Origin of the sequence: Pseudomonas entomophila (genome assembly GCF_029478665.1) — a bacterium.
Lineage (GTDB): Bacteria > Pseudomonadota > Gammaproteobacteria > Pseudomonadales > Pseudomonadaceae > Aquipseudomonas > Aquipseudomonas entomophila_F.
Window position 1 is genome coordinate 129,939 of record NZ_JARPQB010000004.1, and the last position, 25,142, is coordinate 155,080.

The window sequence follows — 25,142 nt, forward strand, 5'->3', positions numbered from 1 at the left end:
AGAAAGCTGGCGGTGCGTAGGCACTACCCCTAAACTGTGTCGGAAATTGGGTTACGCAAGCCAACTGACCGGCGGTGATGCATTCCTGCCTAAAGTTTCTTTCGGGTTGGCCGAAAACCAGGCATGCGTCCAAATACCCAGAGGTTCTGATCATGGTCATCGACTTCAGTCGTTTGAATAATTCTCCGTCCGTCACGGGCGGCGTGCGCGGCAATGCCGCGGCCGGCCAGGCTGACAAAGCCGGCGCCACGAACGCCGCGCCCAAGCAGGCCAACGCCAGCGGAGAAGCGGTACACCTCAGCCAAGAGGCACAGCAGTTGCAGAAGATCAGCGACAAGCTGCGCGATCAGCCGGCAGTCAACAGCGCCCGCGTGGCCGAGTTGAAGCAGGCTATCGCCGACGGCAGCTACAAGGTCGATGCCGGCCGGGTCGCCAGCAAACTGCTCGATTTCGAAGCCCAGCGCTGACCTCCAGGCGCGCTGACTTCAAGGACGCAACAAGCCAAGAGTTAGCCATGCACGACATCACTCTGCTGCAATTGATCGAAGACGACATCGCACCCACGCAGGAACTGCTCGACCTTCTACAAAAGGAAGCGGTGGCCCTGCATGGCCGGGAAATGGGAATGCTGGAACAGATCCTGGCCCGCAAGCAGTCCTTGATCGTGTTGCTCGAGCAGCAGGGCCTGCGGCGCAACCAGTTGCTCGCCAGCCTCGGCCTCACTGCCGACCGCGCCGGTGTGCAAGCGGTGGCCGCGCAGTCGCCCAACGGCGAGATCATCCTGCAACAACTCGATGTGCTCACCCAGTTGATGGATGCCTGCCAGAAGGTCAACGAGACCAATGGTCGGATCATCCAGGTACAGCAGTACGCCACGGCCAACCAGATCAGAATCCTCATGGGTGGCGATTCTCCGTCGCTCTACGACAGCCGTGGCGCCACTTCGCCGATGGACAGGCCCCAGGCGCTTGGTCAGGTGTGATTAGTTCTATCACGGCACGGAACATACTGGCAAAATGCCGTTACTTGCGTGTGTCGTTTTTGCCTGGAGATTGATAACCCGTGTTCAATGAATCCGATGCTCCCCAGCCGCCAAAGGTGCTCACCACGCCTCTGGAGATTGCGGCCAACCTGCGCCAGCTGCTGGAGAGCCACGACCCGCTGATCATCAGCTTCCACGAGCGCAGCCAGCGGTTCCAGAGCTACGTGGTGCACGTCGACCGGGACAGCAACGCCCTGGCGCTGGACGAGATGATCCCGCGCGACGGCGAAAAATACATCGAGAACGGCGAACCGTTCCGCGTCGAAGGCTTCCATGACGGTGTGCGCATCGCCTGGGAATGCACCACGCCACTGACCATCAGCGCAATCGACGGTCACCGCTGCTACCGCGGCCCGCTGCCTGAAGAAGTCACCTACCACCAGCGCCGCAGCGCCTTCCGCGCCGCCCTGAAGCTGTCGCAACTGGTCGACATCGTCCTCGACGGCACCCACCTCAAGGGCAATGGCGCCTTGCGCGGCAAGCTGCTGGACATCTCCGCCACCGGTTGCAAGCTGCGCTTCGAAGGCAACGTCGAGGACCGCCTGCAACTGGGCCAGGTCTATGAGCGCTTCAAGGCCGGCAACCCGTTGGGCCTGAGTGACACCATGGTCGAGCTGCGCCACCTGCATTTCGAGGAGCGTATCAACACCACGTTCGCCGGTGTGCGCTTCCACAACCTCAATGGCCAGGCACAGCGCAAGATCGAGAGTTTTGTATACCAGCTGCAGCGCGAGGCGCGGCGCTTCGATAAAGACGATTACTGATCGACCGCACAATGCACGAACGCCACCCATCGGGTGGCGTTCGTGCATTGTGCCTATGCTAGAAACGTTTCCAGCGTCCAATGCGCAGACAAACTAAATAATGTGGCCGGTGCTACGCCCAACCTGGGCGCCTCAACAACCGGAGACATCATGATTCGTTCCAATTTCACTGCTGAACTGCATTGCCAGCATGGCCAGGTGGTGGTCGTGGATACAGCCTTTGCAGATCACCTATTCACCAGCGCTGACGAGGACGGCTGGCTAAGCACTGAGAGGGCAAAGCCAACCGGGTTCAAACGCGTCGACTTCAGCTTCCAGTTCATCAAACATGAGGGAGACCGCACTCATTACTTCATTACCTGCGCGCAATCCTGGGACTATGCAGGCGCAAGGCTTGAGCAGAACAAAAATGGCTGGCTGGGGCTGTATGGCACCCATGTGATAGGGCGGATCATTGATGCGATCAACCCCAGCAACCTACTGCGCCCTACGGACTTCTGGAAAATCGAAACGCTTCAGCCATGGGACGGTGATGTGCAGAGCGCGCAGAACATCGAGTTCTATCTGCGTGACAAATACGGCCACAGGGTTTCGCAAGCCCTCCCCTCCAGCGAAACCATCACGCTGAGCCATGATACTTTCCTGAATGCCGGGAAGCATAAAGGTGAAATACTGAAGTTCAAGCTGCGCAATATCCAGCTTGCATGATCCGATGCCGCCAGGCTCTAGCCACCTCCTGGCGAGTACTCACCAGGAGGTAGTCTCCACTCACACCAACCTGTCTGCCTCGGCTTCAGGCTTGACGGCCTGCTCTTCTTCGGTATCTTCCGCCGCTACTGGCGCCTGCATCACATCCTGCACCGTCTGCTCATCGACTCGCGGATCGAGCGCCGCCGACAACGGCGAACCCGCCGCCGGCATGGCCACGTGCCCCAGCGGCGCGTCCTGGACCTGGTGCAACCCAGTGACCGCCTTGGGCCGGATGCGCCAGACCAACACCAGGGCGAAGAACAGGAAGAAGGCATAGAGCATCTGCGGCCCCAGCAGTTTCATCAGCACGCCGGCCGCCAAAGGCCCGATACAGGCCCCCACGCCGTAGGTCACCAGCAGCATGGCCGTGAGCGACACCCTGCGCTCGCTCTCCACATGGTCGTTGGAGAAGGCCACCGCCAGCGGGTACAGGCAAAACTGCAGCAGCGAAATGACGAAACCGATGGCAAACAACAGCTCCAGCGGCACGCCTGGCAGGATCGCCAAGGGCGCCGAGGCGAGCGCCAGGCCAATGGCCGCGCCACGGATCAGCACCGCGCGGTCATAACGGTCGGACAACCAGCCCAACGGCCACTGCACCACCAGCCCGGCAAAGATGCAGCTACCCATGAACAAACCGATCTGCTCGGTGGTCAGTCCCTGGGTGGCTGCATACAACGGAGCCAGGCCGTAGAAGGAGCCGACGATCAGCCCCGATCCCAGCACCGTGGACAGCGATTGCGGCACCCGCTTGATGAAGAATTTCGGTTCCATCGGTGCCGGGCGCAAGGGGGCGGGGTGGATGCGCCGAGTCATCGCCACCGGCACCAGGCACAGGGCGAAACACATGGCCACCAGCATCAGCAGTTCCGGCCCCAGTTGCGGGTGCACGACGAGGATCAGCTGACCGAGCACCAGCCCCAGATACGAGGCGATCATGTAGCCGCTGAACACCGCGCCACGATGCTTGGCATCAGCCTGCTCGTTGAGCCAGCTCTCGATGACCATGTACTGGCACATCATCCCCAGGCCAACGATCATCCGCAACCCAACCCAGGCCGGCAGCCAGTTGGTCAGGCCATGCCCGAGCACCGCCGCACCGACGATGCCGGCACAGGTGGCATAGGCGCGGATATGCCCGACCCGGCCGATCAGCCGGTGCCCCACCTTGCCGCCTACCGCCAGGCCGAAATAGTTGGCCGCCATCAGCGCGCCGACCCACAGGCTGTCGACATGATCCGCGGCCAGGCGCAGCGCCAGGTAAGTGCTGAGCAGGCCCGAGCCGATCAGCATCATCAGGGCGGCGAAGTACAGCGACTGAAACGGCTTCCAGATGTTTCGCATACGTCCCTTCAAGCTCCTTGACCAGGTGGCGTTGGGTTGCAGGCAAGCATAAGGGCAAATCCGTCGCGACGCAGGCCCCCGGCGGTGAAAGTGGCTGCCGAGGGCGCAACCAGAGGGGGTCGTGTCGCGCTCAGGCCTGCGCCGCCAGCACGCGACGCTCCCAGGGTGTGATCTCATCGAAGAAGTCGGTGAGCTCCAGGGTCTTGGTGGCGATGTAGCCTTCGATGAACTCGCGTCCGAACAGCTCCCGCGCCAGCTCGCTGCGCTTGAGGCGCTCCAGCGCCGCATGCAAGGTACAGGGCAGGCTCAGGTGCTCCGGCACCTCGAACTCACCCTGGATCGCCGGCGCCGGGGCGATCTGCCGCTCGATGCCATGCAAGCCCGCAGCCAGGCTGGCGGCGATGGCCAGGTAAGGGTTGGCGTCAGCACCCGGCAAACGGTTCTCGACCCGTCGCGCCACCGGCGAACTGGCCGGAATGCGCAACCCGGCCGCACGGTTGTCCTCGGACCAGCAGGCATTGTTGGGCGATGCGTAGGGGTGGCACAGGCGCTGGTAGGCGTTGACGTTGGGCGCGAACAGCACGGTGAAGTCGGCCAGGCACGCCTGCAGGCCGCCGATGAAATGGTGGAAGGTGTCAGTCGCCCTGCCCTGCCCGTCGCTGAACACATTGCGCCCGGTGGCGATGTCCACCAGGCTCTGGTGTATGTGCATCGAACTGCCGGGGGTGTGCGCCAGCGGCTTGGCCATGCACACCACGGTCAGCCCGTGACGCAGCGCCACTTCCTTGAGCAGGTGCTTGAACAGGAAGGTCTGGTCAGCCAGCAACAGCGGGTCGCCGTGCAGCAGGTTGATCTCGAACTGGCTGACACCCATCTCGTGCATGAAGGTGTCACGCGGCAGGCCCAACGCCGCCATGCAGCGATAGACCTCGTTGAAGAAGGGCCGCAGGCCATTGTTGGAACTGACACTGAAGGCCGAGTGGCCCATTTCCCGACGGCCGTCTTTGCCCAGCGGCGGCTGGAACGGTTGGCCGGGGTCGTTGTTCGGCGCGAAGACGAAGAACTCCAGTTCGGTGGCGACCACGGGCGCCAATCCATGTTCGGCGTAACGGGCAATCACCGCCTTGAGCTGGCCCCGGCTGGACAGCCCCGACGGCGTGCCATCGAGTTCCACCGCGTCGCAGATGGCCAAGGCGCGAGGCTCATCGCTCCAGGGCAGGCGATGAATCTGCTCGGGATCAGCCACCAGCGCCAGGTCACCGTCATCACTGCCATAGAACCGCGCCGGTGGATATCCACCCATGATGCACTGCAGCAGCACACCGCGCGCCATCTGCAGGCGGCGGCCTTCAAGAAAGCCCTCGGCGGTCATCACCTTGCCGCGTGGAACGCCATTGAGGTCCGGGGTGACACATTCGATCTCGTCGATGCCCTTCAGGTGCTCTGCCTGGTTGCGCGGGCCTTCGGTCGTCATGACGCTGTCCTTCTTGTTGTTTTCGCATGCCGGGAATGGCGACGAACACAACATAGGCCTGGGGTGTTTAAAATATCAAGCACCTGCCCTTTACCTGTAGGACCCGGCTTGCCGGCGAACCCCCTTCACTGCTCGCGCAAGGTCATACCATTGGCCGGCAGCGGCAACGCGGTCTTGTAACGCACCTGTTTCAAGGCAAAGCTGGAACGAATGTTCGCCACCCCCGGCAACCGCGTCAGGTAATCGAGAAACCGCTCCAGCGCCTGGATGCTCGGCAGCAACACCCGCAGCAGGTAGTCCGGGTCACCCGTCATCAGGTAGCACTCCATCACCTCCGGCCGCTCGGCGATCTCTTCCTCGAAACGGTGCAGCGACTGCTCCACCTGCTTCTCCAGGCTGACATGGATGAACACATTCACATCCAGCCCCAGCACCTCGGGCGCCAGCAACGTCACCTGCTGGCGAATCACCCCCAGCTCCTCCATGGCCTTGACCCGGTTGAAACAGGGCGTGGGCGAGAGATTGACCGAACGCGCCAGCTCCGCGTTGGTGATCCGCGCGTTTTCCTGAAGGCTGTTGAGGATGCCGATATCGGTGCGATCCAGTTTGCGCATGAGACAAATTCACCTGGTTTTTGTGTTTGTACGGAATGTTTATCTGCGCCGCCAAACAAACGCAACGAACTTGAGAGAAAAATTCTCCCGCCGTCCCCCTATGATGTAAAAGACGCTGACTTGCCAGTCACAAGCCGGTACTCAGCGGCGGCCGCTTCAAAGCTCACAAAAACAACATTCGAGCGAGCGTAAAAAGCATGAACGAGTACGCCCCCCTGCGTCTGCATGTGCCCGAGCCTACAGGCCGGCCAGGCTGCCAGACCGATTTCTCCTACCTGCGCCTGAACGACGCGGGTCAAGTCCGTAAACCCCCGATCGATGTCGAACCCGCCGATACCGCCGACCTGTCCGGCAGCCTCGTGCGCGTGCTCGACGAGCACGGCAACGCCGTCGGCCCCTGGGCCGAAGGCATCGCCCCCGAGGTGCTGCGCCAAGGCATGCGCGCCATGCTCAAGACGCGCATCTTCGACAGCCGCATGGTGGTCGCCCAGCGCCAGAAGAAAATGTCCTTCTACATGCAGAGCCTGGGCGAGGAAGCCATCGGCAGCGGCCAGGCCCTGGCCCTGAACCGCAGCGACATGTGCTTCCCCACCTACCGCCAGCAGAGCATCCTGATGGCCCGTGACGTGTCGCTGGTGGAGATGATCTGCCAGCTGCTGTCCAACACCCGTGACCCGCTCAAGGGCCGCCAGCTGCCGATCATGTACTCGGTGCGCGAGGCCGGCTTCTTCACCATCAGCGGCAACCTGGCCACCCAGTTCGTCCAGGCGGTCGGCTGGGCCATGGCCTCGGCGATCAAGGGCGATACGAAAATCGCCTCGGCCTGGATCGGCGACGGCGCCACCGCCGAGTCCGACTTCCACACCGCCCTGACCTTCGCCCACGTCTACCGCGCCCCGGTGATCCTCAACGTGGTCAACAACCAGTGGGCGATCTCCACCTTCCAGGCCATCGCCGGGGGCGAGTCGACCACCTTCGCCGGCCGTGGCGTGGGCTGTGGCATCGCCTCGCTGCGGGTCGACGGCAACGACTTCATCGCGGTCTACGCCGCCTCGCGCTGGGCCGCCGAGCGCGCCCGCCGCGGTCTGGGCCCGACACTGATCGAATGGGTCACCTACCGCGCCGGCCCGCACTCGACGTCGGATGACCCATCGAAGTACCGCCCAGCCGACGACTGGAGCCACTTCCCGCTGGGCGACCCGATCGCGCGCCTGAAGCAGCACCTGATCAAGGCCGGCCACTGGTCCGAGGAAGAGCACCAGGCCGTCAGCGCGGAGCTCGAGGCCGAGGTGATCAAGGCACAGAAGGACGCCGAGCAGTTCGGCACCCTGAGCAATGGCCATATCCCCAGCGCCGCCTCGATGTTCGAGGACGTGTACAAGGAAATGCCCGACCACCTGCGCCGTCAGCGCCAGGAACTGGGGGTCTGAGATGAACGATCACAACAACAGCATCCATCTGGAAAACGCCATGTCCACCACCACCATGACCATGATCCAGGCCCTGCGCTCGGCCATGGATGTCATGCTCGAGCGCGATGACAACGTGGTGGTCTATGGCCAGGACGTTGGCTACTTCGGCGGCGTGTTCCGCTGCACCGAAGGCCTGCAGACCAAGTACGGCAAGTCCCGCGTGTTCGATGCGCCGATCTCCGAAAGCGGTATCGTCGGCACCGCCGTGGGCATGGGCGCCTACGGCCTGCGCCCGGTGGTCGAGATCCAGTTCGCCGACTACTTCTACCCCGCCTCCGACCAGATCGTCTCGGAGATGGCCCGCCTGCGCTATCGCTCGGCCGGCGAGTTCATCTCCCCGCTCACGCTACGCATGCCCTGCGGTGGCGGCATCTACGGCGGCCAGACCCACAGCCAGAGCCCCGAGGCGATGTTCACCCAGGTCTGCGGCCTGCGCACCGTGATGCCCTCCAACCCCTACGACGCCAAGGGCCTGCTGATCGCCTCGATCGAATGCGACGACCCGGTGATCTTCCTCGAGCCCAAGCGCCTGTACAACGGCCCGTTCGACGGCCACCACGACCGCCCGGTAACGCCGTGGTCCAAGCACCCGCACAGCGCCGTGCCCGATGGCTACTACAGCGTGCCGCTGGACAAGGCGGCGATCACCCGCCCCGGCAACGACGTCACCGTGCTGACCTACGGCACCACCGTGTATGTCTCGCAGGTGGCCGCTGAAGAGTCCGGCGTCGACGCCGAGGTCATCGACCTGCGCAGCCTTTGGCCGCTGGACCTGGAGACCATCGTCGCGTCGGTGAAGAAGACCGGCCGCTGCGTGATCGTGCACGAGGCCACCCGCACCTGCGGCTTCGGCGCTGAACTGGTGTCGCTGGTCCAGGAGCACTGCTTCCATCACCTCGAGGCGCCGATCGAGCGCGTCACCGGCTGGGACACCCCCTACCCCCACGCACAGGAATGGGCCTACTTCCCCGGCCCTTCGCGGGTAGGCGCGGCATTGAAACGGGTCATGGAGGTCTGAATGGGCACGCACGTCATCAAGATGCCGGACATTGGCGAAGGCATCGCGCAGGTCGAGTTGGTGGAATGGTTCGTCAAGGTCGGCGATGTGATCGCCGAGGACCAGGTGGTGGCCGATGTCATGACCGACAAGGCCACCGTGGAAATCCCTTCGCCGGTCAGCGGCAAGGTGCTGGCCCTGGGCGGCCAGCCAGGTGAAGTGATGGCGGTCGGCAGCGAGCTGATCCGCATCGAAGTCGAAGGCAGCGGCAACCATGTCGACACGCCTCAAGCCAAGCCGGTCGAGCCGGTACCCGCGCCGGTCAAGGCCGAGGCCAAGCCCGAGGCGCGCCTTGAACCGCAGCCCTCGGCAAGCGCGAATCACACCGCCGCGCCCATCGTGCCGCGCGAGGCCCACGACAAACCGCTGGCCTCCCCTGCCGTGCGCAAGCGCGCCCTGGATGCCGGCATTGAACTGCGCTACGTGCATGGCAGCGGCCCGGCCGGGCGCATCCTGCACGAAGACCTCGACGCCTTCATCAGCAAGCCGCAGAGCAGCGCCGGCCTGGCGCCAGGCGGTTACGGCAAGCGCACCGACAGCGAGCAGGTGCCGGTGATCGGCCTGCGCCGCAAGATCGCCCAGCGCATGCAGGACGCCAAGCGCCGCGTCGCCCACTTCAGCTACGTCGAGGAAATCGACGTCACCAACCTGGAGGCCCTGCGCCAGCAGCTCAACGCCAAGCATGGCGACAGCCGCGGCAAGCTGACCCTGCTGCCGTTCCTGGTCCGCGCGATGGTCGTCGCCCTGCGCGACTTCCCGCAGATCAACGCCACCTACGATGACGAAGCCCAGGTCATCACCCGCCACGGCGCGGTGCATGTGGGCATTGCCACGCAAGGTGACAACGGCCTGATGGTGCCGGTGCTGCGCCACGCCGAAGCCGGCAACCTGTGGAGCAACGCCAGCGAGATCGCCCGCGTCGCCCATGCCGCGCGCAACAACAAGGCCACCCGTGAAGAGCTGTCCGGTTCGACCATCACCCTGACCAGCCTCGGCGCATTGGGTGGCATCGTCAGCACGCCGGTGGTCAACACCCCGGAAGTGGCGATCGTGGGAGTCAACCGCATGGTCGAACGGCCGGTGGTGATCGACGGCCAGATCGTCGTGCGCAAGATGATGAACCTGTCCAGCTCGTTCGACCATCGCGTGGTCGACGGCATGGATGCCGCCCTGTTCATCCAGGCCGTGCGCGGCCTGCTGGAACAACCTGCCTGCCTGTTCGTGGAGTGATCATGCAACCGATTATCAACACCACCCTGCTGATCATCGGCGGCGGCCCCGGCGGCTACGTGGCCGCCATCCGCGCCGGGCAACTGGGCATCCCCACGGTGCTGGTCGAAGGCCAGGCGCTGGGCGGCACCTGCCTGAACATCGGCTGCATCCCCTCCAAGGCGCTGATCCATGTGGCCGAACAGTTCCACCAGGCCAACCGCTTCACCGAACCGTCGCCGCTGGGTATCAGCGTGGCCTCGCCACGCCTGGACATCACCCGCAGCGTTGAGTGGAAGGACGGCATCGTCGACCGCCTCACCAGCGGTGTCGCCGCCCTGTTGAAGAAACACGGTGTGAAGGTGATCCATGGCTGGGCGAAGATCCTCGACGGCAAGAGCGTCGAAGTCGATGGCCAGCGCATCCAGTGCGAACACCTGCTGCTGGCCACAGGTTCCAGCAGCGTCGAACTGCCGATGCTGCCGATCGGCGGGCCGATCATCTCGTCCACCGAGGCCCTGGCCCCCAAGGCACTGCCCCAGCATCTGGTGGTGGTCGGCGGCGGCTACATCGGCCTGGAGCTGGGCATCGCCTACCGCAAGCTCGGCGCCAAGGTCAGCGTGGTGGAGGCGCGCGAGCGCATCCTGCCGACCTACGACGCCGAACTCACCGCGCCGGTGGCAGACTCGATCAAGAAGCTTGGTATTGCGCTGTACCTGGGGCACAGCGTCGAGGGGTATACCGATGGCTGCCTGCTGGCCAGCGATGGCCAGGGCGGGCAACTGCGCCTGGAGGCCGACCAGGTCCTGGTGGCCGTGGGCCGCCGCCCACGCACCAAAGGCTTCGGCCTGGAAGGCCTGGACCTGAAGATGAACGGCGCCGCCATCGCCATCGACGAGCGCTGCCAGACCAGCATGCGCAACGTCTGGGCCATCGGCGACGTGGCCGGCGAACCGATGCTGGCGCACCGGGCCATGGCCCAGGGCGAGATGGTCGCCGAGATCATTGCCGGCAAGACGCGGCGTTTCGAACCCAGCGCCATCGCTGCCGTGTGCTTCACCGATCCGGAAGTGGTGGTGGTCGGCCAGACTCCGGAGCAAGCCAGCCAGCAGGGTGTGGACTGCCTCGTCGCGCAATTCCCCTTCGCCGCCAACGGCCGGGCCATGAGCCTGGAGTCGAAAAGCGGTTTCGTGCGCGTGGTGGCCCGCCGTGACAACCACTTGATCCTGGGTTGGCAAGCTGTGGGCGTGGCAGTTTCGGAGCTGTCCACTGCCTTTGCCCAATCGCTGGAAATGGGCGCGCGCCTGGAAGATATCGCCGGCACCATCCACGCCCACCCAACCCTGGGCGAAGCCGTGCAAGAGGCCGCGCTGCGCGCCCTCGGCCACGCCCTGCACATCTAGACACTGAAGCGGCCCTGGCCGATTTGGCCCGCCGCGCCGTCAGGCGCCGCGGGCATTTTTTTTTCGGCGATCCTGCCCCCATCACCGATGGTTGCCGCTCACGGCAATCCTGTGCCCCTGAAAGGCAAGCCTGTTCCCAGCGGCCGACTGACGGAGCGGCCCAGACGGCCTATTTGACTCACCCGCACGCACTGGCACAGCTTTTGCCACTTTCGGCGTGCAGTTTCGAACAATCCAAGGAGGAGACATGCTGATCACCCCAACCGGGCTGGGCTGGCAGCCCGCCGTGCAACCCCAGAACCGCACCGGCAGCGAACAGGCGCCGGTCGCCTTCATGCCATCGCTTCAGGTCGCGGCAACCGGCAACACCACGGCGCAACAGAACAGCCAAGGCAGTGCCTCGCAGCAGAACGCCGAGGACAACCGCAAGGAAGCCTTCGCCAAGCTCATGGTCATGCTGCAGAACCCGGAGCGTGCCGGGCGTCAGCAGGCCAGTGTCGGCAAGCAGGAGGAATCCACCGCCGTGCAGGACTTCCGCGACTACATGGCCAAGTCGCCAGCGGAGAAGATCAAGGAGAAGTTCCTCCAGGAGATGGGCCTGACGGAGGATGAATACAACGCGCTGCCCCCGGAACAGAAGGCGAGGATCGATGAACAGATCGCCCGACGCATCCAGGACGACGTGAAAGAGAAAGCCCAGGCCAAGCTCGAGCAGCAGGCGCTTCGGGCCCAGGTTACGGGCAACCTGAACGGCGAACTGGCCGCTACCCCACCCCGCGCACGGGATGATGAGAAGCTGAAAACAGCCGAACTCTGAGTGCCCGATCATGGCCCGTCGACAGGCGGGCCACATCGTTCAATAGAAGCGCTTCGGGTCGCCCGACTCGAGCAAGCTGGCCAGCTGTGTCAGGGCAAAGCGCAATTCCTCCTGGCTGGTGGGCGACATCAGCACCACCCTCACCCCTCGCGGATCCCCGCTGCGCTCCACCTGGAACTGGCTGCCGCTCATGACGATCACGCCATTGGCCCGGGCCAACAAGGCGAACTCGTCGCTGCGCCACTGCTCCGGCAGGTTCAGCCAGACGTGGTAGCCATGGGGTTGGCTGCGCAGCACGCCCGCACCGAACACCTCGCTGGCAATCGCCTGGCGTGCGGCCGCTTCTGCCCGGTGCATGCGGATCAACTGGCTGTCGAGGCCTTCGCCGATGACATGGCTGGCGAGCTGCGCAGTCAGCGGAGAAGGCATCCATACCGTGCTGCGCACCATGGACGTCAAGCGCGACAGCAGCTTCGGCGGGCTGTACAGGTAGCCGATGCGCAGGGCTGGCAGCACCGACTTGGACAGGCTGGTGAGGTAGATCGAGCGATCCGGGGCGAAGGTGCTCAGCGGCCGGGTGTCGGCGTCAGTGGCCAGGAACCCGTAGATGTCATCGTCGAGCAGCAGGAAGTCGAACTCCTCGGCCAGCGCGGCGATCTGCGCCCGCCGGGCGTTGGACATGATCGCGGTGGTGGGGTTCTGGCAGGTCGCCACACAGACCAGCATCGCCGGTTTCTCGCGCTGGCAGATCTCGCGCAGGGCCTCGGGGATGATGCCCTGTTCGTCCATGGGAACACCACGCAAGCGCCGGCCAAGCCCATGGGCGACCGAGATGATGCCCGGATAGCACAGTGACTCGCACAGCACCAGGTCGCCGGCTTCGGTCAGGGCGCTGATTGCCACCATCAGGCCGTGCTGGGCGCCACTGGTAATGACCACCTGCTGCCACTGCGCACCCGGCAGCCAGTGTCGCAGCCACTGGGCGCCGGCTTCACGGTGCAGGGGATGGCCGCCATCGGGGGTGTAGTCAAGGGCCTGGTCGAGGTGGCTGGCATTGGCCAGTTCGACCAACGCGTTGCGCAACCAGTACTGCAAGGTCTCGCCGTAGGGCTTGATGATCGACAGGTCGAGTTCTTCGGCTCGTGGCGAACTTGCCGTGGTGAACAAGGGCCGCTGCACGGGCTTGGCGGCGGAACGCTCGTCGGCCTTGTCGCTGATCCGGTCGAGCACGTAGGTGCCACGGCCCACTTCGCCTTGCGCCAGCCCCCGGCGCGAGGCCTCGATGTAGGCACGGCTGATGGTGCCGGGGGTCACATCCAGGGCGGCGGCCAGCTCACGCAGGGTTGGCAGGCGCTCCCCACGCTTGAGCGTCCCGCTGGCAATGTCCCGGGCCAGCGCATCGGCGATGGACAGGTACATTGGCTGGTTGCTTTCGCTGATCTGAGGAACCCACATGAGACGGCTACCGAGTGGTAAATGATTGTATTTTGATCATATCACATGACTTGAGTCGATCCATTAAGCGATTCAAATTGTATCCAACGTGTGTGAAGCGGCTCACAAGAGCACATTTAAAGCCTGCTCAACGCTCAAATTTAGCCAAGCAATTTCAATGAGTTAACGTGATTCAGGGCCAATCCTGTCCGGCGGTTCGGCATTTTGTGTAGCGATTTTCACATTGAACCTATTGAAACAAATCAATGCATCGATATAGAGTCAATCGCATTCGACTCAATCGAATCAATCATCCCTGACCCATCAATCCGGACGCACCATGGACACCATCAGAAAGGACTTTTCACTCTCAGCGCTGGTCGCCGGCCTCATCGCGGTGATCATCTCCTACGCCGGCCCCTTGATCATCGTGTTCCAGGCCGCCCACCAGGCGCAGTTGAGCAACGAGGTCACCGCTTCGTGGATCTGGGCGATTTCCATCGGCAGCGGCCTGACCGGCCTGCTGCTGAGCTGGAAACTGCGGGTACCGGTGATCACCGCCTGGTCGACCCCGGGTGCCGCCCTGCTGGTGTCGATGCTGCCGACCGTGTCCCTGGCACAGGCAGTCGGCGCCTATATCGTCACTTCGCTGCTGATTACCGTGGTCGCGTTGAGCGGCGCCTTCGACCGCCTGATGAACCGCCTGCCCAAGGCCATCGCCGCCGCCATGCTGGCCGGTATCCTGTTCCGCTTCGGCGCCGAGTTGTTCAGCTCGATTCGCGTCCAGCCGCTGCTGGTACTGTCGATGCTGGTGGCCTATCTGGTGTTCAAGCGCCTTTCGCCACGCTACGCGATCCTGTCGGTGCTGATCGTCGGCTGTGCGCTGGCCGCCGGGCTGGGCCAACTGAACACCCAGGCGCTGGTGCTGGAAATGACCGTGCCGGTCTGGACAGCTCCGGAGTGGAACTGGCACGCCATCGTCAACATCGGGCTGCCGCTGGCCCTGGTGTCGCTTACCGGCCAGTCGGTACCCGGGATTGCCGTGCTGCGCACCTCCGGCTACCAGACCCCGGCCCGGCCGATCGTCTCGGTCACCGCCATTGGCTCGTTGCTGATGGCGCCCTTCGCTTGCCATGGCGTCAACCTGGCAGCGATCACCGCGGCCATCTGCACCGGCCGTGAAGCCCACGAAAACCCGGACAAGCGCTATATCGCCGGGATCGCCTGCGGCGCCTTCTACCTGCTGATGGGCACCTTCGGCGCAACCCTGGCCTCGGTGTTCTCCGCGCTGCCCAAGGAGCTGATCGCCGCCCTCGCCGGCCTCGCCCTGTTCGGCGCCATCGCCACCGGCCTCGCCGGTGCAATGGCCGACGAGAAACAGCGCGAACCGGCCCTGATCACCTTCCTGGTCACCGCATCGGGGATGAGCTTCCTCGGCCTCGCCGCCGCCTTCTGGGGGCTGATCTTCGGCCTCGTCGCCCACTTCGCCCTGGGCTATAGCCGCCCGAGCAAGGCCAGCCAACACCAGGAGGCGCGCGCATCATGAGCCAGAGCTTCGATTTCGTTGTCATCGGGGGTGGTATCGCCGGTGTCTCGGTAGCCTACCAACTGGCCGAACATGGCCGTGTCTGCCTGCTCGAACGTGAACGCCAACTGGCCTACCACACCACCGGGCGATCGGCGGCCATCTCCATGGAAAGCTACGGTAATCAGCACATCCGTGCGCTGACCTGCGCTTCCCGAGGTTTCTTCGAGGCACCACCGGCCGGACTGGCGAGCACACCGTTGTGGTCACCTCGCGGCGCACTGATCGTCGCCACCCACGAGCGCGAGGCGCAGTTGCGCCATCGCTTCGAGGCGGTACGCCAGCATGTGCCCGACGCACGCTGGGCGGATGCCGAGCAAGTGATGGCACTGGCACCTTATCTGGCCCCTGGGCGCTGGAGCGCCGGCATCCACGAACCCGGTGCCTTCGACCTCGATGTACACGCCATCCATGGCGCCTACCTGACCGGCCTGCGCCAGCGTGGCGGCGAGGTCCGCCGTGACTGCGAGCTGTTCGGTGCCCAGCACCGGGATGGGGTCTGGCGCCTGCTCTGCGCTGATGGCAGCACCTTGCACAGTCGGCTGATCGTCAATGCCGCCGGCAGTTGGGCGGACACCTGCGCCGAACGCTGCGAAGTGCCAGCGATCGGCCTGCAGGCCCTGCGCCGCACCGTGCTGGTCGTCGACCCCCATTGCGAGGTGCACAACACCCCTTACCTGGGCACCCTCGACGAAGACATCTTCATCAAACCCGAGGCCGGCCGCCTGATCGTCTCCCCCTGTGACGAGACGCCCTCCGCGCCCTGCGACGCGCAGCCCGAGGAACTGGACCTGGCCATCACCCTTGATCGCCTGGAACAAGCCACCCAATTGCGCCCCAAGCGCATCGTCAACCGCTGGGCCGGCTTGCGCAATTTCGTCGCCGACCGCACCCCCGTGGTCGGTGCCGACCCGCAACAACCCGCATTTGTCTGGCTCGCCGCCCTCGGCGGCTATGGCATCCAGACCGCACCGGCGCTGTCGCGCCTGTGCTGCCACAGCGCGCTGGGCCTGCCGATGCCGGCAGACCTCGCCGCACGCGGCCTCGACTACGCGCCGTTGTCCCCCGAGCGCTGCCGCACCCCGACCTTCGCCACGCGCCGCGTGACCGAGGTCGCCCAATTGCACTGATCCACCCGCACAAAAACAAATGCCATCACAAGGAGTGAACACCATGCAAAGCACCGCCCACGCCAAGGCCAGCCAAACCCAGCCGTTCCTCACCGACGACAACGTCATCTATACCGACCAGGCGCCCTTCCCCCTGGGCACCTACTCCCAGGCCATCCGCGTCGGCGACACCGTGTACCTCTCAGCGCAGACACCGGTCGAGCCCAGCTCCAACGAAGTACTGGCCAAGGACTTCGAAGGCCAGCTGCGCCAGACCCTGGACAATCTCAAGGCCATGACCGAGGCCAGCGGCGGCAGCCTGGCCAATGTGGTCAAGGTCACCGCCTTCATCACCGACCTCAGCGAGTTCCCCACCCTCAACCGGGTGATGGAAGCCTACTTCAGCAAGCCCTACCCGGCCCGCACCACCGCCGGTGCCAGCGCCCTGGCCCGCGGCACCCTGGTGGCGATCGACGCAATCATGGCACTGCCACCGCGCTGACCTGCGCCTGCGGCGCCGTCATGTTGGCGGCGCCGCCTCCTCCTTCTCATTTTTCTGCGCGAGGACACGCAATGGACCGTCTTTGCAGGCCCTTCGTTTTGCAATGCATCACCTGCGGCACCCGCTACGCACCCTACCAGGTCGAATACTTCTGCCCTCATTGCCGCACCGATGGTGCCCTCGACACCCTCTACGACTACGCCACTGTGCGCCGGGAGTGCGACCGCGACGGGCTGGCCGCCCAGGCCGGGCTGGGCATGTGGCGTTACCGCGCGCTGCTGCCACTGGGCAGCGAGCGCTATGTGCCACGGTTGCTGGTCGGCAGCACCCCGCTGTACGAACGGCCCGGTCTGCTCGAGACCGACTCGCGCATGAAAGTCTGGGTCAAGGACGAATCACGCCAGCCCACCGGCTCGCTGAAGGACCGCGCCAGCGCCCTGGCAGTAGCCCTGGCCCTGGAAAGCGGTGCCAGCACCGTGGCGGTGGCGAGCACTGGCAACGCCGCGTCCGCCCTCGCCGGCATGAGCGCTGAGCGCGGCCTGCGCAATGTGATCTTCATCCCCCGCACCACCCCGCGGGAAAAACTGGCCCAGATGATCGGCTATGGCGCCGAGGTGATCCTGGTCGACGGCGCCTACGACGAAGCCTTCGAACAATGCCGCAACGCCTGCGAAAGCAATGGCTGGTACAACCGCACCACCGGCATCAACTCGTACATGACCGAGGGCAAGAAGACTGTCGCCTTCGAAATTTGCGAGCAACTGGGCTGGCAAGTGCCCGACCTGGTCTTCGTACCGGTCGGCAACGGCTGCATCCTCGGCGCGGTGCACAAAGGCTTCCTGGATCTGCTCAAGCTTGGCTGGATCGAACGCATGCCGAGGCTGATGGGGGTGCAAGCCCGGGACAGCAGCTTCATGTACCGCGCCTGGTCCAGCGGCACCCCCCTCGACCAGGTAGAGAAACGCCCACCGACAAGCCTGGCGAGCAGCATCAACGTCGCCTTCCCCCGCGACCGCCTCAAGGCATTGCGCGCGGTACACGACAGCGAAGGTGCATTCCTCTGTGTCGACGACAGCGCAATCGTCCAGGCCGCCTCTCGCCTGGCGGCACGCACCGGGATCTTCCCCGAGGCCGGCGCCGCCAGTAGTTATGCCGGCCTGCTGCAGTACGCCGAACAACACCCCGGCAGCCGCGAAAGCGCCGTGCTGCTGATTACCGGCAGCGGCCTGAAGGACACCTCGATCTACCTACCCTCCACCCATACCGCCTCCTCTGCGGCTGCCCGGCAGGCGCCGGCAACCGCCATTGCCTCCTGAAGGGAACGCCATGAACCTGGAAACCTGTGACGCCAACATTGCCCGACTGATTTCCCGCGAACGCTTCCGCCAGGAAATCCACATCGAGCTGATCGCCTCGGAAAACTACGTAAGCCGCGCAGTACTCGAGGCCCAAGGCTCGGTGCTGACCAACAAATATGCCGAAGGCTATCCCGGCCGGCGCTACTACGGCGGCTGCCAGGTGGTCGACGAGATCGAGTCGCTGGCCATCGAGCGTGCCTGCGCGCTGTTCGGCGCCGAGTACGCCAACGTCCAACCCCACTCAGGCTCGCAGGCCAACCAGGCGGCGATGCTGGCACTGCTGCAACCGGGAGACACCCTGCTCGGCATGGCCCTGGCCGACGGCGGCCACCTCACCCATGGGGCCAAGGTGAACTTCTCCGGCAAGTGGTTCAACGCCGTGACCTACGGCGTCAACCCCGAGAGCGAAACCCTCGACTACGAACAACTCGAGCGCCTTGCCCGCACGCACCGTCCGAAATTGATCATCGCCGGCGCGTCGGCCTATGCGCGACATATCGACTTTGCTCGCTTCCGCGCCCTGTGTGACGAAGTCGGTGCCTACCTGATGGTCGACATGGCCCACTACGCCGGCCTGGTCGCCGCCGGGCTCTACCCTTCGCCAGTGCCCTACGCCGACATCGTCACCTCCACCACCCACAAGACCCTGCGCGGCCCCCGTGGCGGGTTGATCCTGGCCCGCCAGGCGCATGCCGCCGCGCTCGACAAGGCGATCTTCCCGATGTACCAGGGTGGCCCGCTGATGCATGCGATCGCCGCCAAGGCCGTGGCTTTCCATGAAGCCGATACGGAAGACTTCCGCCGCTATCAGGCACAAGTGATCGAGAATGCCAGGGGCATGGCACAAGTGCTCACCGAGCGTGGCCTGCGTATCGTCTCCGGCGGTACCGACAGCCATATGTTCCTGGTCGACCTGCAACCCCTGGGGCTCAACGGCAAGGCCACCGAGGCACTGCTGGAAAGTGCGCGCATCACCCTCAACAAGAACGCCATCCCCAACGACCCACAGCCGCCGACGATCACCAGCGGCATCCGCATCGGCACCCCGGCGATCACCACCCGAGGCATGGGGCTCGAACAGGCCAGGTTGCTTGCACAACTGATCGCCGACCTGCTGCATGCGCCGGACGACACCGAAGTGCACAGCGAGGTATGCCGTCAGGTGGACCGGCTGTGCGAGGCGTATCCCGTGTATCGCTGAAATCCGACGGCAGCCGACTCCGCGCCGTGGCACAAACGGCCAGGGGTCGGTTGTATCGTTGAAGAGGTATGGATGAATCGGATGGTGTCCCAGGCAGGATTTGAACCTGCAACCTTCCCCTTAGGAGGGGGATGCTCTATCCAATTGAGCTACTGAGACCCTGAAGCCGGCAACGGACGCTGCGCGGCAGAGACGGCGAGCATGTTAACCAGCATGTCGCCATTTGTCATGCCTCAATCGGGCAATTTGCACGTCAGATTTTTCTCAGGCAATTGGCCGAGCGCGCCGTGTTCCTCCAGCAACCTCAGCAACGCGTCGACGGCACTGGATAAAGAAGCCGAATTGTCCAGCACATGGACTGAAGCATCATACGCCTGCATACCCGCGCTGCGTGCCAACCGCTGTTCGATCTCCTCGTGGCTTTCCCGGCCACGGGCCAGGAGCCGCTCACGCAGTACCTGCGGCGAAACAGCCAGCCCCACCGCCAGCAAGTCGGGATAACGCTCACGCGCTTGCACCAGGTAACCCCGCGAGCCATTGACCAACACCGACAGCCCCTGGTCAAGCCAGTCATCCACCTGGATCGGAATGCCATAAGAAAGCCCATTGGCCTGCCACGACAGGGCAAATTCACCGGCCTCGCGCATCGTTTCAAAGCGTTCCGCGCTCACACCGACAGCGGCCTCACCTTTCGCCTCGGCCGAGCGGGTTATGACACGCCGGGCAATTTCTACACCTTGCGTAAGCAGTTGCTCGCGTGCCGCATCGATCAGGGAATCTTTCCCAGAGCCGGACGGTCCTATCAGGAAGATCAAGCGCCCCCTTGAGGGCAGTGTACCGCTTGCGTCATATTGCATAGCCACTATGCTCAATGTGAGGGGAACCCGCGCATTCTAGGCTTTTTCCCTGACCTTTGTTGCCAGTTACCAGATTTTGACGACAAAGGTCTGACACCTTGGCGATTCGATGGATGTAAAACTTTTCAAACCAGTGCTCATTTCTGATAATTGGTACTGGCAAAAAGCCTTTATCCGGATCACTATTTGTCACAGAATTGACGCCAAGGAAACGGCGACCATGAGGCAAGATGAAGACCCAAAATCACATCACGGTTGAACATTTTGTCGTCGCCGCGGTCGTACTTCCACCGTGCGGCCAATTTGAGAACCGCTTCCCCTGAACCAGAACAACCGGTCAATTTATATGCGCCCAATGAAACAGGCTATCTATTCGAGCCGCACCGCTGACAAGTTCGTCGTCCGCCTGCCAGACGGTATGCGTGAGCGCATTGCCGAGGTAGCGCGCAACCACCACCGCAGCATGAACTCCGAAATCATCGCACGCCTGGAGCAGAGCCTTATCCAGGAAGGTGCGCTGGGTGACGAGCTGAGCATGCGCCTGGACAGCCCAGAGCTCAGCCTGCACGAACGCGAACTGCTGCAGCGCTTCCGCCAACTTTCTCATCGCCAGCAAAACGCGCTGGTCGCCCTCATCGCTCACGATGTGGAAATGGCCGCCGACGCGTCCTGACAGCGATCTTCCAGCCGCACACAAAAAAGCCAGCGCAAGCTGGCTTTTTTGTGTGCGGTGCAATCCATGCCCCATTGATTTGGCGCGATCTCTGTAGGAGCGGCTTCAGCCGCGATCACCCGCAAAGCGGGTGGCAGACACCGCGGCACCTGCATCGCGGCTAAAGCCGCCCCTACAGCAGGAACAGCGTCGCCAACCCCAGGAAGATGAAGAACCCACCACTGTCGGTCACGGCGGTGATCATCACGCTCGACCCCATGGCCGGGTCACGCCCCAGACGTGTCAGGGTCATCGGGATCAGCACGCCCATCAAGGCCGCAAGCAGCAGGTTCAGGGTCATGGCGGCCGTCATCACCAAGCCCAGCGACCAACTGCCATACAGCCAGAAGGCCACGATACCGATCACCCCACCCCAGATCAGGCCATTGAGCAGCGAAACCGCGAGCTCCTTGCGCATCAGGCGGCTGGTATTGCCCGGCGAAACCTGGTCGAGCGCCATCGCCCGCACGATCATGGTGATGGTCTGGTTACCCGAGTTGCCGCCGATACCGGCAACGATCGGCATCAACGCCGCCAGTGCCACGAGTTTTTCGATCGAACCCTCGAACAGCCCGATCACCCGCGAGGCCACGAATGCCGTGATCAGGTTGATGGCCAACCAGGCCCAGCGGTTACGCAGCGAACGCCAGACGGACGCGAAGATATCTTCCTCTTCGCGCAGACCCGCCATGTTGAGCACTTCGCTCTCGCTTTCTTCACGGATCAGGTCAACCATCTCGTCGATGGTCAGACGACCGATCAGTCGCTCGCTTTTGTCCACCACCGGAGCGGAAACCAGGTCATAACGCTCGAAAGCCAGGGCGGCGTCGTAGGCATCTTCCTCAGGGTGGAAGACCACAGGGTCATTGGCCATGACCTCCGCGACTTTCTTGTCCGGGTCGTTGACCAGCAGCCGCTTGATCGGCAGCACACCCTTGAGCTTGCCGTCATAATCCACCACGAACAGTTTGTCGGTGTGCCCCGGCAGCTCCTTGAGCCGACGCAAGTAGCGCAGCACCACTTCGAGGCTGACATCTTCGCGGATGGTGACCATCTCGAAGTCCATCAACGCACCGACCTGCTCCTCGTCGTAGCTCAGGGCCGAACGCACGCGCTCGCGCTGCTGGGCATCGAGGCTTTCCATCAGCTCGTGAACGACGTCACGTGGCAGCTCGGGCGCAAGGTCAGCCAGCTCGTCGGCGTCCATCTCCTTGGCGGCGGCCAGCAGCTCGTGATCGTCCATGTCGGCAATCAGGGTCTGGCGAACGGCATCGGATACTTCGAGGAGGATGTCGCCGTCACGGTCGGAGCGCACCAACTGCCAGACCGTCAGGCGATCTTCCAGCGGTAGCGCTTCGAGAATGTAGGCAATGTCGGCGGGGTGCAGGTCATCGAGCTTGCGCTGCAATTCGACGAGGTTCTGGCGGTGGACGAGGTTTTCCACCAGGTCGTGGTGGTGACCTTCCTGACGGTGCGTCAGGTCCTCGACCACCCGCTGGCGCTGCAGCAGTTCGATCACCTGGGCCAGGCGGTCCTGCAGGCTCTCTTGGGCTTTCTTTACTTCGACTTCGGTCATAGGCGAACTCCACTCCCAGCAGCGGAGCACGCCGGGAGAATCAATCGATCAGATCTTTCTGTATGAATCTTGTTAGCGAGTAACTACTGGGTAAGTCCATGGTGGGATTCCACAAGCCCCGGCGGGGCTGACGGGCGCAATCATACACTGTGTAAGCTGTCGGATCGCTTAAATTTTTGGCCAGAACAATCGTTTGCGAGCCAAAGCTGTGACAACGCTCGAAGCCAACAGTGCGACGGTGGGTCGGACGGAAAAAGCACATCGCATTCAGTGCCCCGAACAATTCGCGACTGACCTCGACCTGTAGGAGCCAGCCTTGCTGGCGAACCAGGCGACACGATGGCTGGGCACCGGCTGCGCCGGTGTTCGCCGGCAAGGCCGGCTCCTACGCAGATCGCGAGACCCACTGAAAAGCGTAGATGCACATCAGCGACAATTCAGTGCGCCAGAAAAACAAAAAGCCCGCTCGAATGAGCGGGCTTCTTGATGTATGGCGGACTCAGGAGGATTCGAACCTCCGACCGCTCGGTTCGTAGCCGAGTACTCTATCCAGCTGAGCTATGAGTCCGTGGGGTAGTTTTAGACCAGGTTACCACTGGTGGGTTGAAACAGCCTTGCAAGCAAAGCCACTTCAAAAGTGGCGGACTCAGGAGGATTCGAACCTCCGACCGCTCGGTTCGTAGCCGAGTACTCTATCCAGCTGAGCTATGAGTCCGTGGGGTAGTTTTAGACCAGGTTACCACTGGTGGATTGAAGCAGCCTTGCAAGCAAAGCCATTTCAAAAATGGCGGACTCAGGAGGATTCGAACCTCCGACCGCTCGGTTCGTAGCCGAGTACTCTATCCAGCTGAGCTATGAGTCCGTGGGGTAGTTTTAGACCAGGTTACCACTGGTTGATTGAAGCAGCCTTGTAAGCAAAGCCACTTCAAAAGTGGCGGACTCAGGAGGATTCGAACCTCCGACCGCTCGGTTCGTAGCCGAGTACTCTATCCAGCTGAGCTATGAGTCCGTGTCTTGCTGCGCATTTCAGGTCGCTTAAACATTTACATCCGTTTAAAGCGCCCCGAGCGAATAATGGCGGTGAAGGGGGGATTCGAACCCCCGATACCCTTATGAGGTATACTCCCTTAGCAGGGGAGCGCCTTCGGCCACTCGGCCACCTCACCGCAACACGAGGCGAATATTAAACACACCCTTCCTCGTTTGCAACCCTTTTTTTGAAAAAAACTTCAAAAAAATTAAAGGCTTGGCTCCTCGTCCTTCTCTTTCTTGATCCGCAGGTAGATTTCCTCGCGGTGAACAGCCACTTCTTTAGGCGCGCTAACGCCAATACGCACCTGGTTGCCTTTGACACCCAGGACCGTCACGGTGATCTCACCGTCACCAATGATCAGGCTCTCGGCGCACCGACGAGTCAGAATCAGCATAGTTTTCTCCTCACTTGAATCTTCAGGGACAACAGTCTTTGTTTACAGGGCCTGGCCGGGGACGACGGCGTGGGGCCCGGGACAACTGCCAGCAGCGCCTGGACAGGGACACCACCAGCGGGCAGAAACGCGAAGGGCGCGGCAAGCCGCGCCCCTCCAGGCAGCGCCTTACTCGCCCTGTCGGGCAGGAGCGTCGAGTTCGAACGCCGTGTGCAGCGCGCGAACAGCCAGCTCCAGGTACTTCTCTTCGATCACCACCGAGACCTTGATCTCGGAGGTGGAGATCATCTGGATATTGATGCTCTCCTTGGCCAGGGCCTCGAACATGCGGCTGGCAACGCCCGCGTGGGAGCGCATGCCGACACCGACGATCGACACCTTGGCAATCTTGGTGTCGCCGATCACTTCACGCGCACCGATTTCACGGGCGGTGTTCTCCAGCACGGCCAGCGCCTTCTCGTACTCGTTGCGGTGCACGGTGAAGGTGAAGTCGGTGGTGTTATCGTGCGAGACGTTCTGCACGATCATGTCCACTTCGATGTTCGCGGCGCTGATCGGGCCGAGGATCTTGAAGGCGACGCCCGGCGTGTCCGGGACGCCACGAATGGTCAGCTTGGCCTCATCACGGTTGAAGGCGATACCGGAAATGATCGGCTGTTCCATGGATTCCTCTTCATCGATGGTAATGAGGGTACCCGGACCCTCCTTGAAGCTGTGCAGCACGCGCAGCGGGACGTTGTACTTGCCGGCGAACTCCACCGAGCGGATCTGCAGCACCTTGGAGCCGAGGCTGGCCATTTCCAGCATCTCCTCGAAGGTGATCTTCTCCAGGCGCTGGGCCTGGGGCACGACACGCGGGTCGGTGGTGTAGACACCATCGACATCGGTGTAGATCTGGCATTCGTCGGCCTTCAGGGCCGCCGCCAGCGCCACGCCGGTGGTGTCGGAACCGCCACGGCCGAGGGTGGTGATGTTGCCGTGCTCATCGACGCCCTGGAAACCAGCAACCACCACGACACGCCCGGCCTTGAGGTCGGCGCGGATCTTCTGGTCGTCGATCTGCAGGATACGCGCCTTGTTGTGCGCGCTGTCGGTGAGGATGCGCACCTGGTTGCCGGTGTAGGACACCGCCGGCACGCCGCGCTTCATCAGGGCCATCGACAACAGGGCGATGGTGACCTGCTCGCCGGTCGAGACAATCACGTCCAGCTCGCGCGGCTCCGGCTGATCGGTGATCTGCTTGGCCAGGTCGATCAGGCGATTGGTTTCACCGCTCATGGCCGACAGCACAACCACCAGGTCGGTGCCTTGCTCACGGAATTTCTTGACCTTGTCGGCAACCTGCTCGATCCGCTCGATGGAACCGACAGAGGTACCGCCAAATTTCTGTACGATCAACGCCATTTCAAAGGTGCCTCAGCCCTCAAGGGCCCCA

General features: G+C 63.2%; 23 protein-coding genes and 6 tRNA genes. 15 read left to right on the plus strand and 14 right to left on the minus strand.

Annotated elements, in window-relative coordinates:
- Positions 1 to 152 precede the first annotated feature (152 nt).
- The 4 genes from flgM to P5705_RS03255 all read left to right on the plus strand — a co-directional run bounded on the left by flgM (position 153) and on the right by P5705_RS03255 (position 2,514).
- Entirely contained in the window at positions 153 to 467 is a 315-nt protein-coding gene (flgM, locus tag P5705_RS03240) for a flagellar biosynthesis anti-sigma factor FlgM (protein WP_277459543.1), read from the plus strand.
- A gap of 47 nt (positions 468 to 514) precedes the next feature.
- Complete coding sequence (locus tag P5705_RS03245; protein WP_277459544.1) at positions 515 to 982, plus strand: flagella synthesis protein FlgN; 468 nt, start codon at positions 515 to 517, stop codon at positions 980 to 982.
- Positions 983 to 1,062: 80 nt separating this feature from the next.
- Positions 1,063 to 1,806 carry a flagellar brake protein gene (locus P5705_RS03250; RefSeq protein WP_277459545.1) on the plus strand — a complete coding sequence of 248 codons (744 nt, stop codon included), beginning with the start codon at positions 1,063 to 1,065 and terminating at the stop codon, positions 1,804 to 1,806.
- Between the two features lie 150 nt (positions 1,807 to 1,956).
- Positions 1,957 to 2,514 (plus strand): hypothetical protein, encoded by a 558-nt coding sequence (locus P5705_RS03255; RefSeq protein ID WP_277459546.1) that lies wholly within the window; start codon positions 1,957 to 1,959, stop codon positions 2,512 to 2,514.
- 60 nt (positions 2,515 to 2,574) lie between these two features.
- On the opposite strand, the gene P5705_RS03260 is transcribed toward P5705_RS03255, so the two are convergent.
- From P5705_RS03260 to bkdR, 3 genes are all read right to left on the minus strand, one after another.
- Entirely contained in the window at positions 2,575 to 3,900 is a 1,326-nt protein-coding gene (locus P5705_RS03260; protein ID WP_277459547.1) for an MFS transporter, read from the minus strand.
- Positions 3,901 to 4,030: 130 nt separating this feature from the next.
- Positions 4,031 to 5,272 (minus strand): glutamine synthetase family protein, encoded by a 1,242-nt coding sequence (locus P5705_RS03265; protein WP_277459637.1) that lies wholly within the window; start codon positions 5,270 to 5,272, stop codon positions 4,031 to 4,033.
- A gap of 227 nt (positions 5,273 to 5,499) precedes the next feature.
- Complete coding sequence (bkdR, locus tag P5705_RS03270; RefSeq protein WP_011534944.1) at positions 5,500 to 5,988, minus strand: Bkd operon transcriptional regulator BkdR; 489 nt, start codon at positions 5,986 to 5,988, stop codon at positions 5,500 to 5,502.
- A 197-nt stretch (positions 5,989 to 6,185) separates the two neighbouring features.
- Between bkdR and P5705_RS03275 the strand changes: the two genes are divergently transcribed.
- The 5 genes from P5705_RS03275 (at position 6,186) to P5705_RS03295 (ending at position 11,946) form a co-directional block, all read left to right on the plus strand.
- Entirely contained in the window at positions 6,186 to 7,418 is a 1,233-nt protein-coding gene (locus P5705_RS03275; protein ID WP_277459548.1) for a 3-methyl-2-oxobutanoate dehydrogenase (2-methylpropanoyl-transferring) subunit alpha, read from the plus strand.
- A gap of 1 nt (position 7,419) precedes the next feature.
- Positions 7,420 to 8,478 (plus strand): alpha-ketoacid dehydrogenase subunit beta, encoded by a 1,059-nt coding sequence (locus P5705_RS03280; RefSeq protein WP_110738600.1) that lies wholly within the window; start codon positions 7,420 to 7,422, stop codon positions 8,476 to 8,478.
- Positions 8,479 to 9,747 carry a dihydrolipoamide acetyltransferase family protein gene (locus P5705_RS03285; protein ID WP_277459549.1) on the plus strand — a complete coding sequence of 423 codons (1,269 nt, stop codon included), beginning with the start codon at positions 8,479 to 8,481 and terminating at the stop codon, positions 9,745 to 9,747.
- Positions 9,748 to 9,749: 2 nt separating this feature from the next.
- A complete protein-coding gene (lpdA, locus tag P5705_RS03290) occupies positions 9,750 to 11,129 on the plus strand; it encodes a dihydrolipoyl dehydrogenase (RefSeq protein ID WP_277459550.1) in 1,380 nt (459 codons plus the stop codon).
- A gap of 247 nt (positions 11,130 to 11,376) precedes the next feature.
- Positions 11,377 to 11,946: a hypothetical protein gene (locus P5705_RS03295; RefSeq protein ID WP_277459551.1), complete on the plus strand. Its 570-nt coding sequence runs from the start codon at positions 11,377 to 11,379 to the stop codon at positions 11,944 to 11,946.
- Between the two features lie 39 nt (positions 11,947 to 11,985).
- On the opposite strand, the gene P5705_RS03300 is transcribed toward P5705_RS03295, so the two are convergent.
- Positions 11,986 to 13,401: a PLP-dependent aminotransferase family protein gene (locus P5705_RS03300; RefSeq protein ID WP_277459552.1), complete on the minus strand. Its 1,416-nt coding sequence runs from the start codon at positions 13,399 to 13,401 to the stop codon at positions 11,986 to 11,988.
- A gap of 319 nt (positions 13,402 to 13,720) precedes the next feature.
- Here P5705_RS03300 and P5705_RS03305 point away from each other — a divergent pair, with 319 nt between their 5' ends.
- The 5 genes from P5705_RS03305 (at position 13,721) to glyA (ending at position 19,135) form a co-directional block, all read left to right on the plus strand.
- Positions 13,721 to 14,926 (plus strand): benzoate/H(+) symporter BenE family transporter, encoded by a 1,206-nt coding sequence (locus P5705_RS03305; RefSeq protein ID WP_277459553.1) that lies wholly within the window; start codon positions 13,721 to 13,723, stop codon positions 14,924 to 14,926.
- Positions 14,923 to 16,095 (plus strand): NAD(P)/FAD-dependent oxidoreductase, encoded by a 1,173-nt coding sequence (locus P5705_RS03310; RefSeq protein ID WP_277459555.1) that lies wholly within the window; start codon positions 14,923 to 14,925, stop codon positions 16,093 to 16,095. Before P5705_RS03305 ends, P5705_RS03310 begins: the two co-directional genes overlap by 4 nt.
- A gap of 43 nt (positions 16,096 to 16,138) precedes the next feature.
- The gene (locus P5705_RS03315) at positions 16,139 to 16,576 is read left to right on the plus strand and encodes a Rid family detoxifying hydrolase (RefSeq protein ID WP_277459556.1); all 438 of its coding nucleotides are present in this window, start codon (positions 16,139 to 16,141) and stop codon (positions 16,574 to 16,576) included.
- A 71-nt stretch (positions 16,577 to 16,647) separates the two neighbouring features.
- Positions 16,648 to 17,892, plus strand: coding sequence for a threonine synthase (gene thrC, locus P5705_RS03320; RefSeq protein ID WP_277459557.1), 1,245 nt, complete (start codon positions 16,648 to 16,650; stop codon positions 17,890 to 17,892).
- Positions 17,893 to 17,902: 10 nt separating this feature from the next.
- Complete coding sequence (gene glyA, locus P5705_RS03325; RefSeq protein ID WP_277459558.1) at positions 17,903 to 19,135, plus strand: serine hydroxymethyltransferase; 1,233 nt, start codon at positions 17,903 to 17,905, stop codon at positions 19,133 to 19,135.
- A gap of 82 nt (positions 19,136 to 19,217) precedes the next feature.
- Here the strand turns inward: glyA and P5705_RS03330 are convergent.
- A tRNA-Arg gene (locus tag P5705_RS03330) sits at positions 19,218 to 19,294 on the minus strand.
- A 74-nt stretch (positions 19,295 to 19,368) separates the two neighbouring features.
- Positions 19,369 to 19,992 (minus strand): phosphonate metabolism protein/1,5-bisphosphokinase (PRPP-forming) PhnN, encoded by a 624-nt coding sequence (gene phnN, locus P5705_RS03335; RefSeq protein ID WP_277459559.1) that lies wholly within the window; start codon positions 19,990 to 19,992, stop codon positions 19,369 to 19,371.
- A 346-nt stretch (positions 19,993 to 20,338) separates the two neighbouring features.
- On the opposite strand from phnN, the gene P5705_RS03340 reads away from it, so the two are divergent.
- Positions 20,339 to 20,665 carry an Arc family DNA-binding protein gene (locus P5705_RS03340; protein WP_003254499.1) on the plus strand — a complete coding sequence of 109 codons (327 nt, stop codon included), beginning with the start codon at positions 20,339 to 20,341 and terminating at the stop codon, positions 20,663 to 20,665.
- 172 nt (positions 20,666 to 20,837) lie between these two features.
- On the opposite strand, the gene mgtE is transcribed toward P5705_RS03340, so the two are convergent.
- The 8 genes from mgtE to P5705_RS03380 all read right to left on the minus strand — a co-directional run bounded on the left by mgtE (position 20,838) and on the right by P5705_RS03380 (position 25,111).
- On the minus strand, positions 20,838 to 22,280 hold the full coding sequence (gene mgtE, locus P5705_RS03345) for a magnesium transporter (RefSeq protein WP_277459560.1): 1,443 nt from the start codon (positions 22,278 to 22,280) through the stop codon (positions 20,838 to 20,840).
- Between the two features lie 491 nt (positions 22,281 to 22,771).
- Positions 22,772 to 22,848: transfer RNA gene (locus P5705_RS03350), tRNA-Arg, on the minus strand.
- A 70-nt stretch (positions 22,849 to 22,918) separates the two neighbouring features.
- Positions 22,919 to 22,995 (minus strand) — tRNA-Arg (locus tag P5705_RS03355).
- A gap of 70 nt (positions 22,996 to 23,065) precedes the next feature.
- Positions 23,066 to 23,142: transfer RNA gene (locus P5705_RS03360), tRNA-Arg, on the minus strand.
- A 70-nt stretch (positions 23,143 to 23,212) separates the two neighbouring features.
- Positions 23,213 to 23,289: transfer RNA gene (locus P5705_RS03365), tRNA-Arg, on the minus strand.
- Positions 23,290 to 23,355: 66 nt separating this feature from the next.
- Positions 23,356 to 23,446: transfer RNA gene (locus P5705_RS03370), tRNA-Ser, on the minus strand.
- Between the two features lie 72 nt (positions 23,447 to 23,518).
- On the minus strand, positions 23,519 to 23,707 hold the full coding sequence (csrA, locus tag P5705_RS03375; RefSeq protein WP_003254503.1) for a carbon storage regulator CsrA: 189 nt from the start codon (positions 23,705 to 23,707) through the stop codon (positions 23,519 to 23,521).
- Positions 23,708 to 23,875: 168 nt separating this feature from the next.
- On the minus strand, positions 23,876 to 25,111 hold the full coding sequence (locus tag P5705_RS03380) for an aspartate kinase (RefSeq protein ID WP_011534958.1): 1,236 nt from the start codon (positions 25,109 to 25,111) through the stop codon (positions 23,876 to 23,878).
- Between the last annotated feature and the right edge of the window lie 31 nt (positions 25,112 to 25,142).

Excerpts from the sequence above, each read along its gene's own strand:
- flgM (WP_277459543.1), top strand. The coding sequence starts at position 153 with ATGGTCATCGACTTCAGTCGTTTGAATAATTCTCCGTCCGTCACGGGC.
- P5705_RS03245 (WP_277459544.1), top strand. The coding sequence starts at position 515 with ATGCACGACATCACTCTGCTGCAATTGATCGAAGACGACATCGCACCC.
- P5705_RS03255 (WP_277459546.1), top strand. The coding sequence starts at position 1,957 with ATGATTCGTTCCAATTTCACTGCTGAACTGCATTGCCAGCATGGCCAG.
- P5705_RS03260 (WP_277459547.1), bottom strand. The coding sequence starts at position 3,900 with ATGCGAAACATCTGGAAGCCGTTTCAGTCGCTGTACTTCGCCGCCCTG.
- P5705_RS03265 (WP_277459637.1), bottom strand. The coding sequence starts at position 5,272 with ATGACCGCCGAGGGCTTTCTTGAAGGCCGCCGCCTGCAGATGGCGCGC.
- bkdR (WP_011534944.1), bottom strand. The coding sequence starts at position 5,988 with ATGCGCAAACTGGATCGCACCGATATCGGCATCCTCAACAGCCTTCAG.
- P5705_RS03275 (WP_277459548.1), top strand. The coding sequence starts at position 6,186 with ATGAACGAGTACGCCCCCCTGCGTCTGCATGTGCCCGAGCCTACAGGC.
- P5705_RS03280 (WP_110738600.1), top strand. The coding sequence starts at position 7,420 with ATGAACGATCACAACAACAGCATCCATCTGGAAAACGCCATGTCCACC.
- P5705_RS03285 (WP_277459549.1), top strand. The coding sequence starts at position 8,479 with ATGGGCACGCACGTCATCAAGATGCCGGACATTGGCGAAGGCATCGCG.
- lpdA (WP_277459550.1), top strand. The coding sequence starts at position 9,750 with ATGCAACCGATTATCAACACCACCCTGCTGATCATCGGCGGCGGCCCC.
- P5705_RS03295 (WP_277459551.1), top strand. The coding sequence starts at position 11,377 with ATGCTGATCACCCCAACCGGGCTGGGCTGGCAGCCCGCCGTGCAACCC.
- P5705_RS03300 (WP_277459552.1), bottom strand. The coding sequence starts at position 13,401 with ATGTGGGTTCCTCAGATCAGCGAAAGCAACCAGCCAATGTACCTGTCC.
- P5705_RS03305 (WP_277459553.1), top strand. The coding sequence starts at position 13,721 with ATGGACACCATCAGAAAGGACTTTTCACTCTCAGCGCTGGTCGCCGGC.
- P5705_RS03310 (WP_277459555.1), top strand. The coding sequence starts at position 14,923 with ATGAGCCAGAGCTTCGATTTCGTTGTCATCGGGGGTGGTATCGCCGGT.
- P5705_RS03315 (WP_277459556.1), top strand. The coding sequence starts at position 16,139 with ATGCAAAGCACCGCCCACGCCAAGGCCAGCCAAACCCAGCCGTTCCTC.
- thrC (WP_277459557.1), top strand. The coding sequence starts at position 16,648 with ATGGACCGTCTTTGCAGGCCCTTCGTTTTGCAATGCATCACCTGCGGC.
- glyA (WP_277459558.1), top strand. The coding sequence starts at position 17,903 with ATGAACCTGGAAACCTGTGACGCCAACATTGCCCGACTGATTTCCCGC.
- phnN (WP_277459559.1), bottom strand. The coding sequence starts at position 19,992 with ATGCAATATGACGCAAGCGGTACACTGCCCTCAAGGGGGCGCTTGATC.
- P5705_RS03340 (WP_003254499.1), top strand. The coding sequence starts at position 20,339 with ATGCGCCCAATGAAACAGGCTATCTATTCGAGCCGCACCGCTGACAAG.
- mgtE (WP_277459560.1), bottom strand. The coding sequence starts at position 22,280 with ATGACCGAAGTCGAAGTAAAGAAAGCCCAAGAGAGCCTGCAGGACCGC.
- csrA (WP_003254503.1), bottom strand. The coding sequence starts at position 23,707 with ATGCTGATTCTGACTCGTCGGTGCGCCGAGAGCCTGATCATTGGTGAC.
- P5705_RS03380 (WP_011534958.1), bottom strand. The coding sequence starts at position 25,111 with ATGGCGTTGATCGTACAGAAATTTGGCGGTACCTCTGTCGGTTCCATC.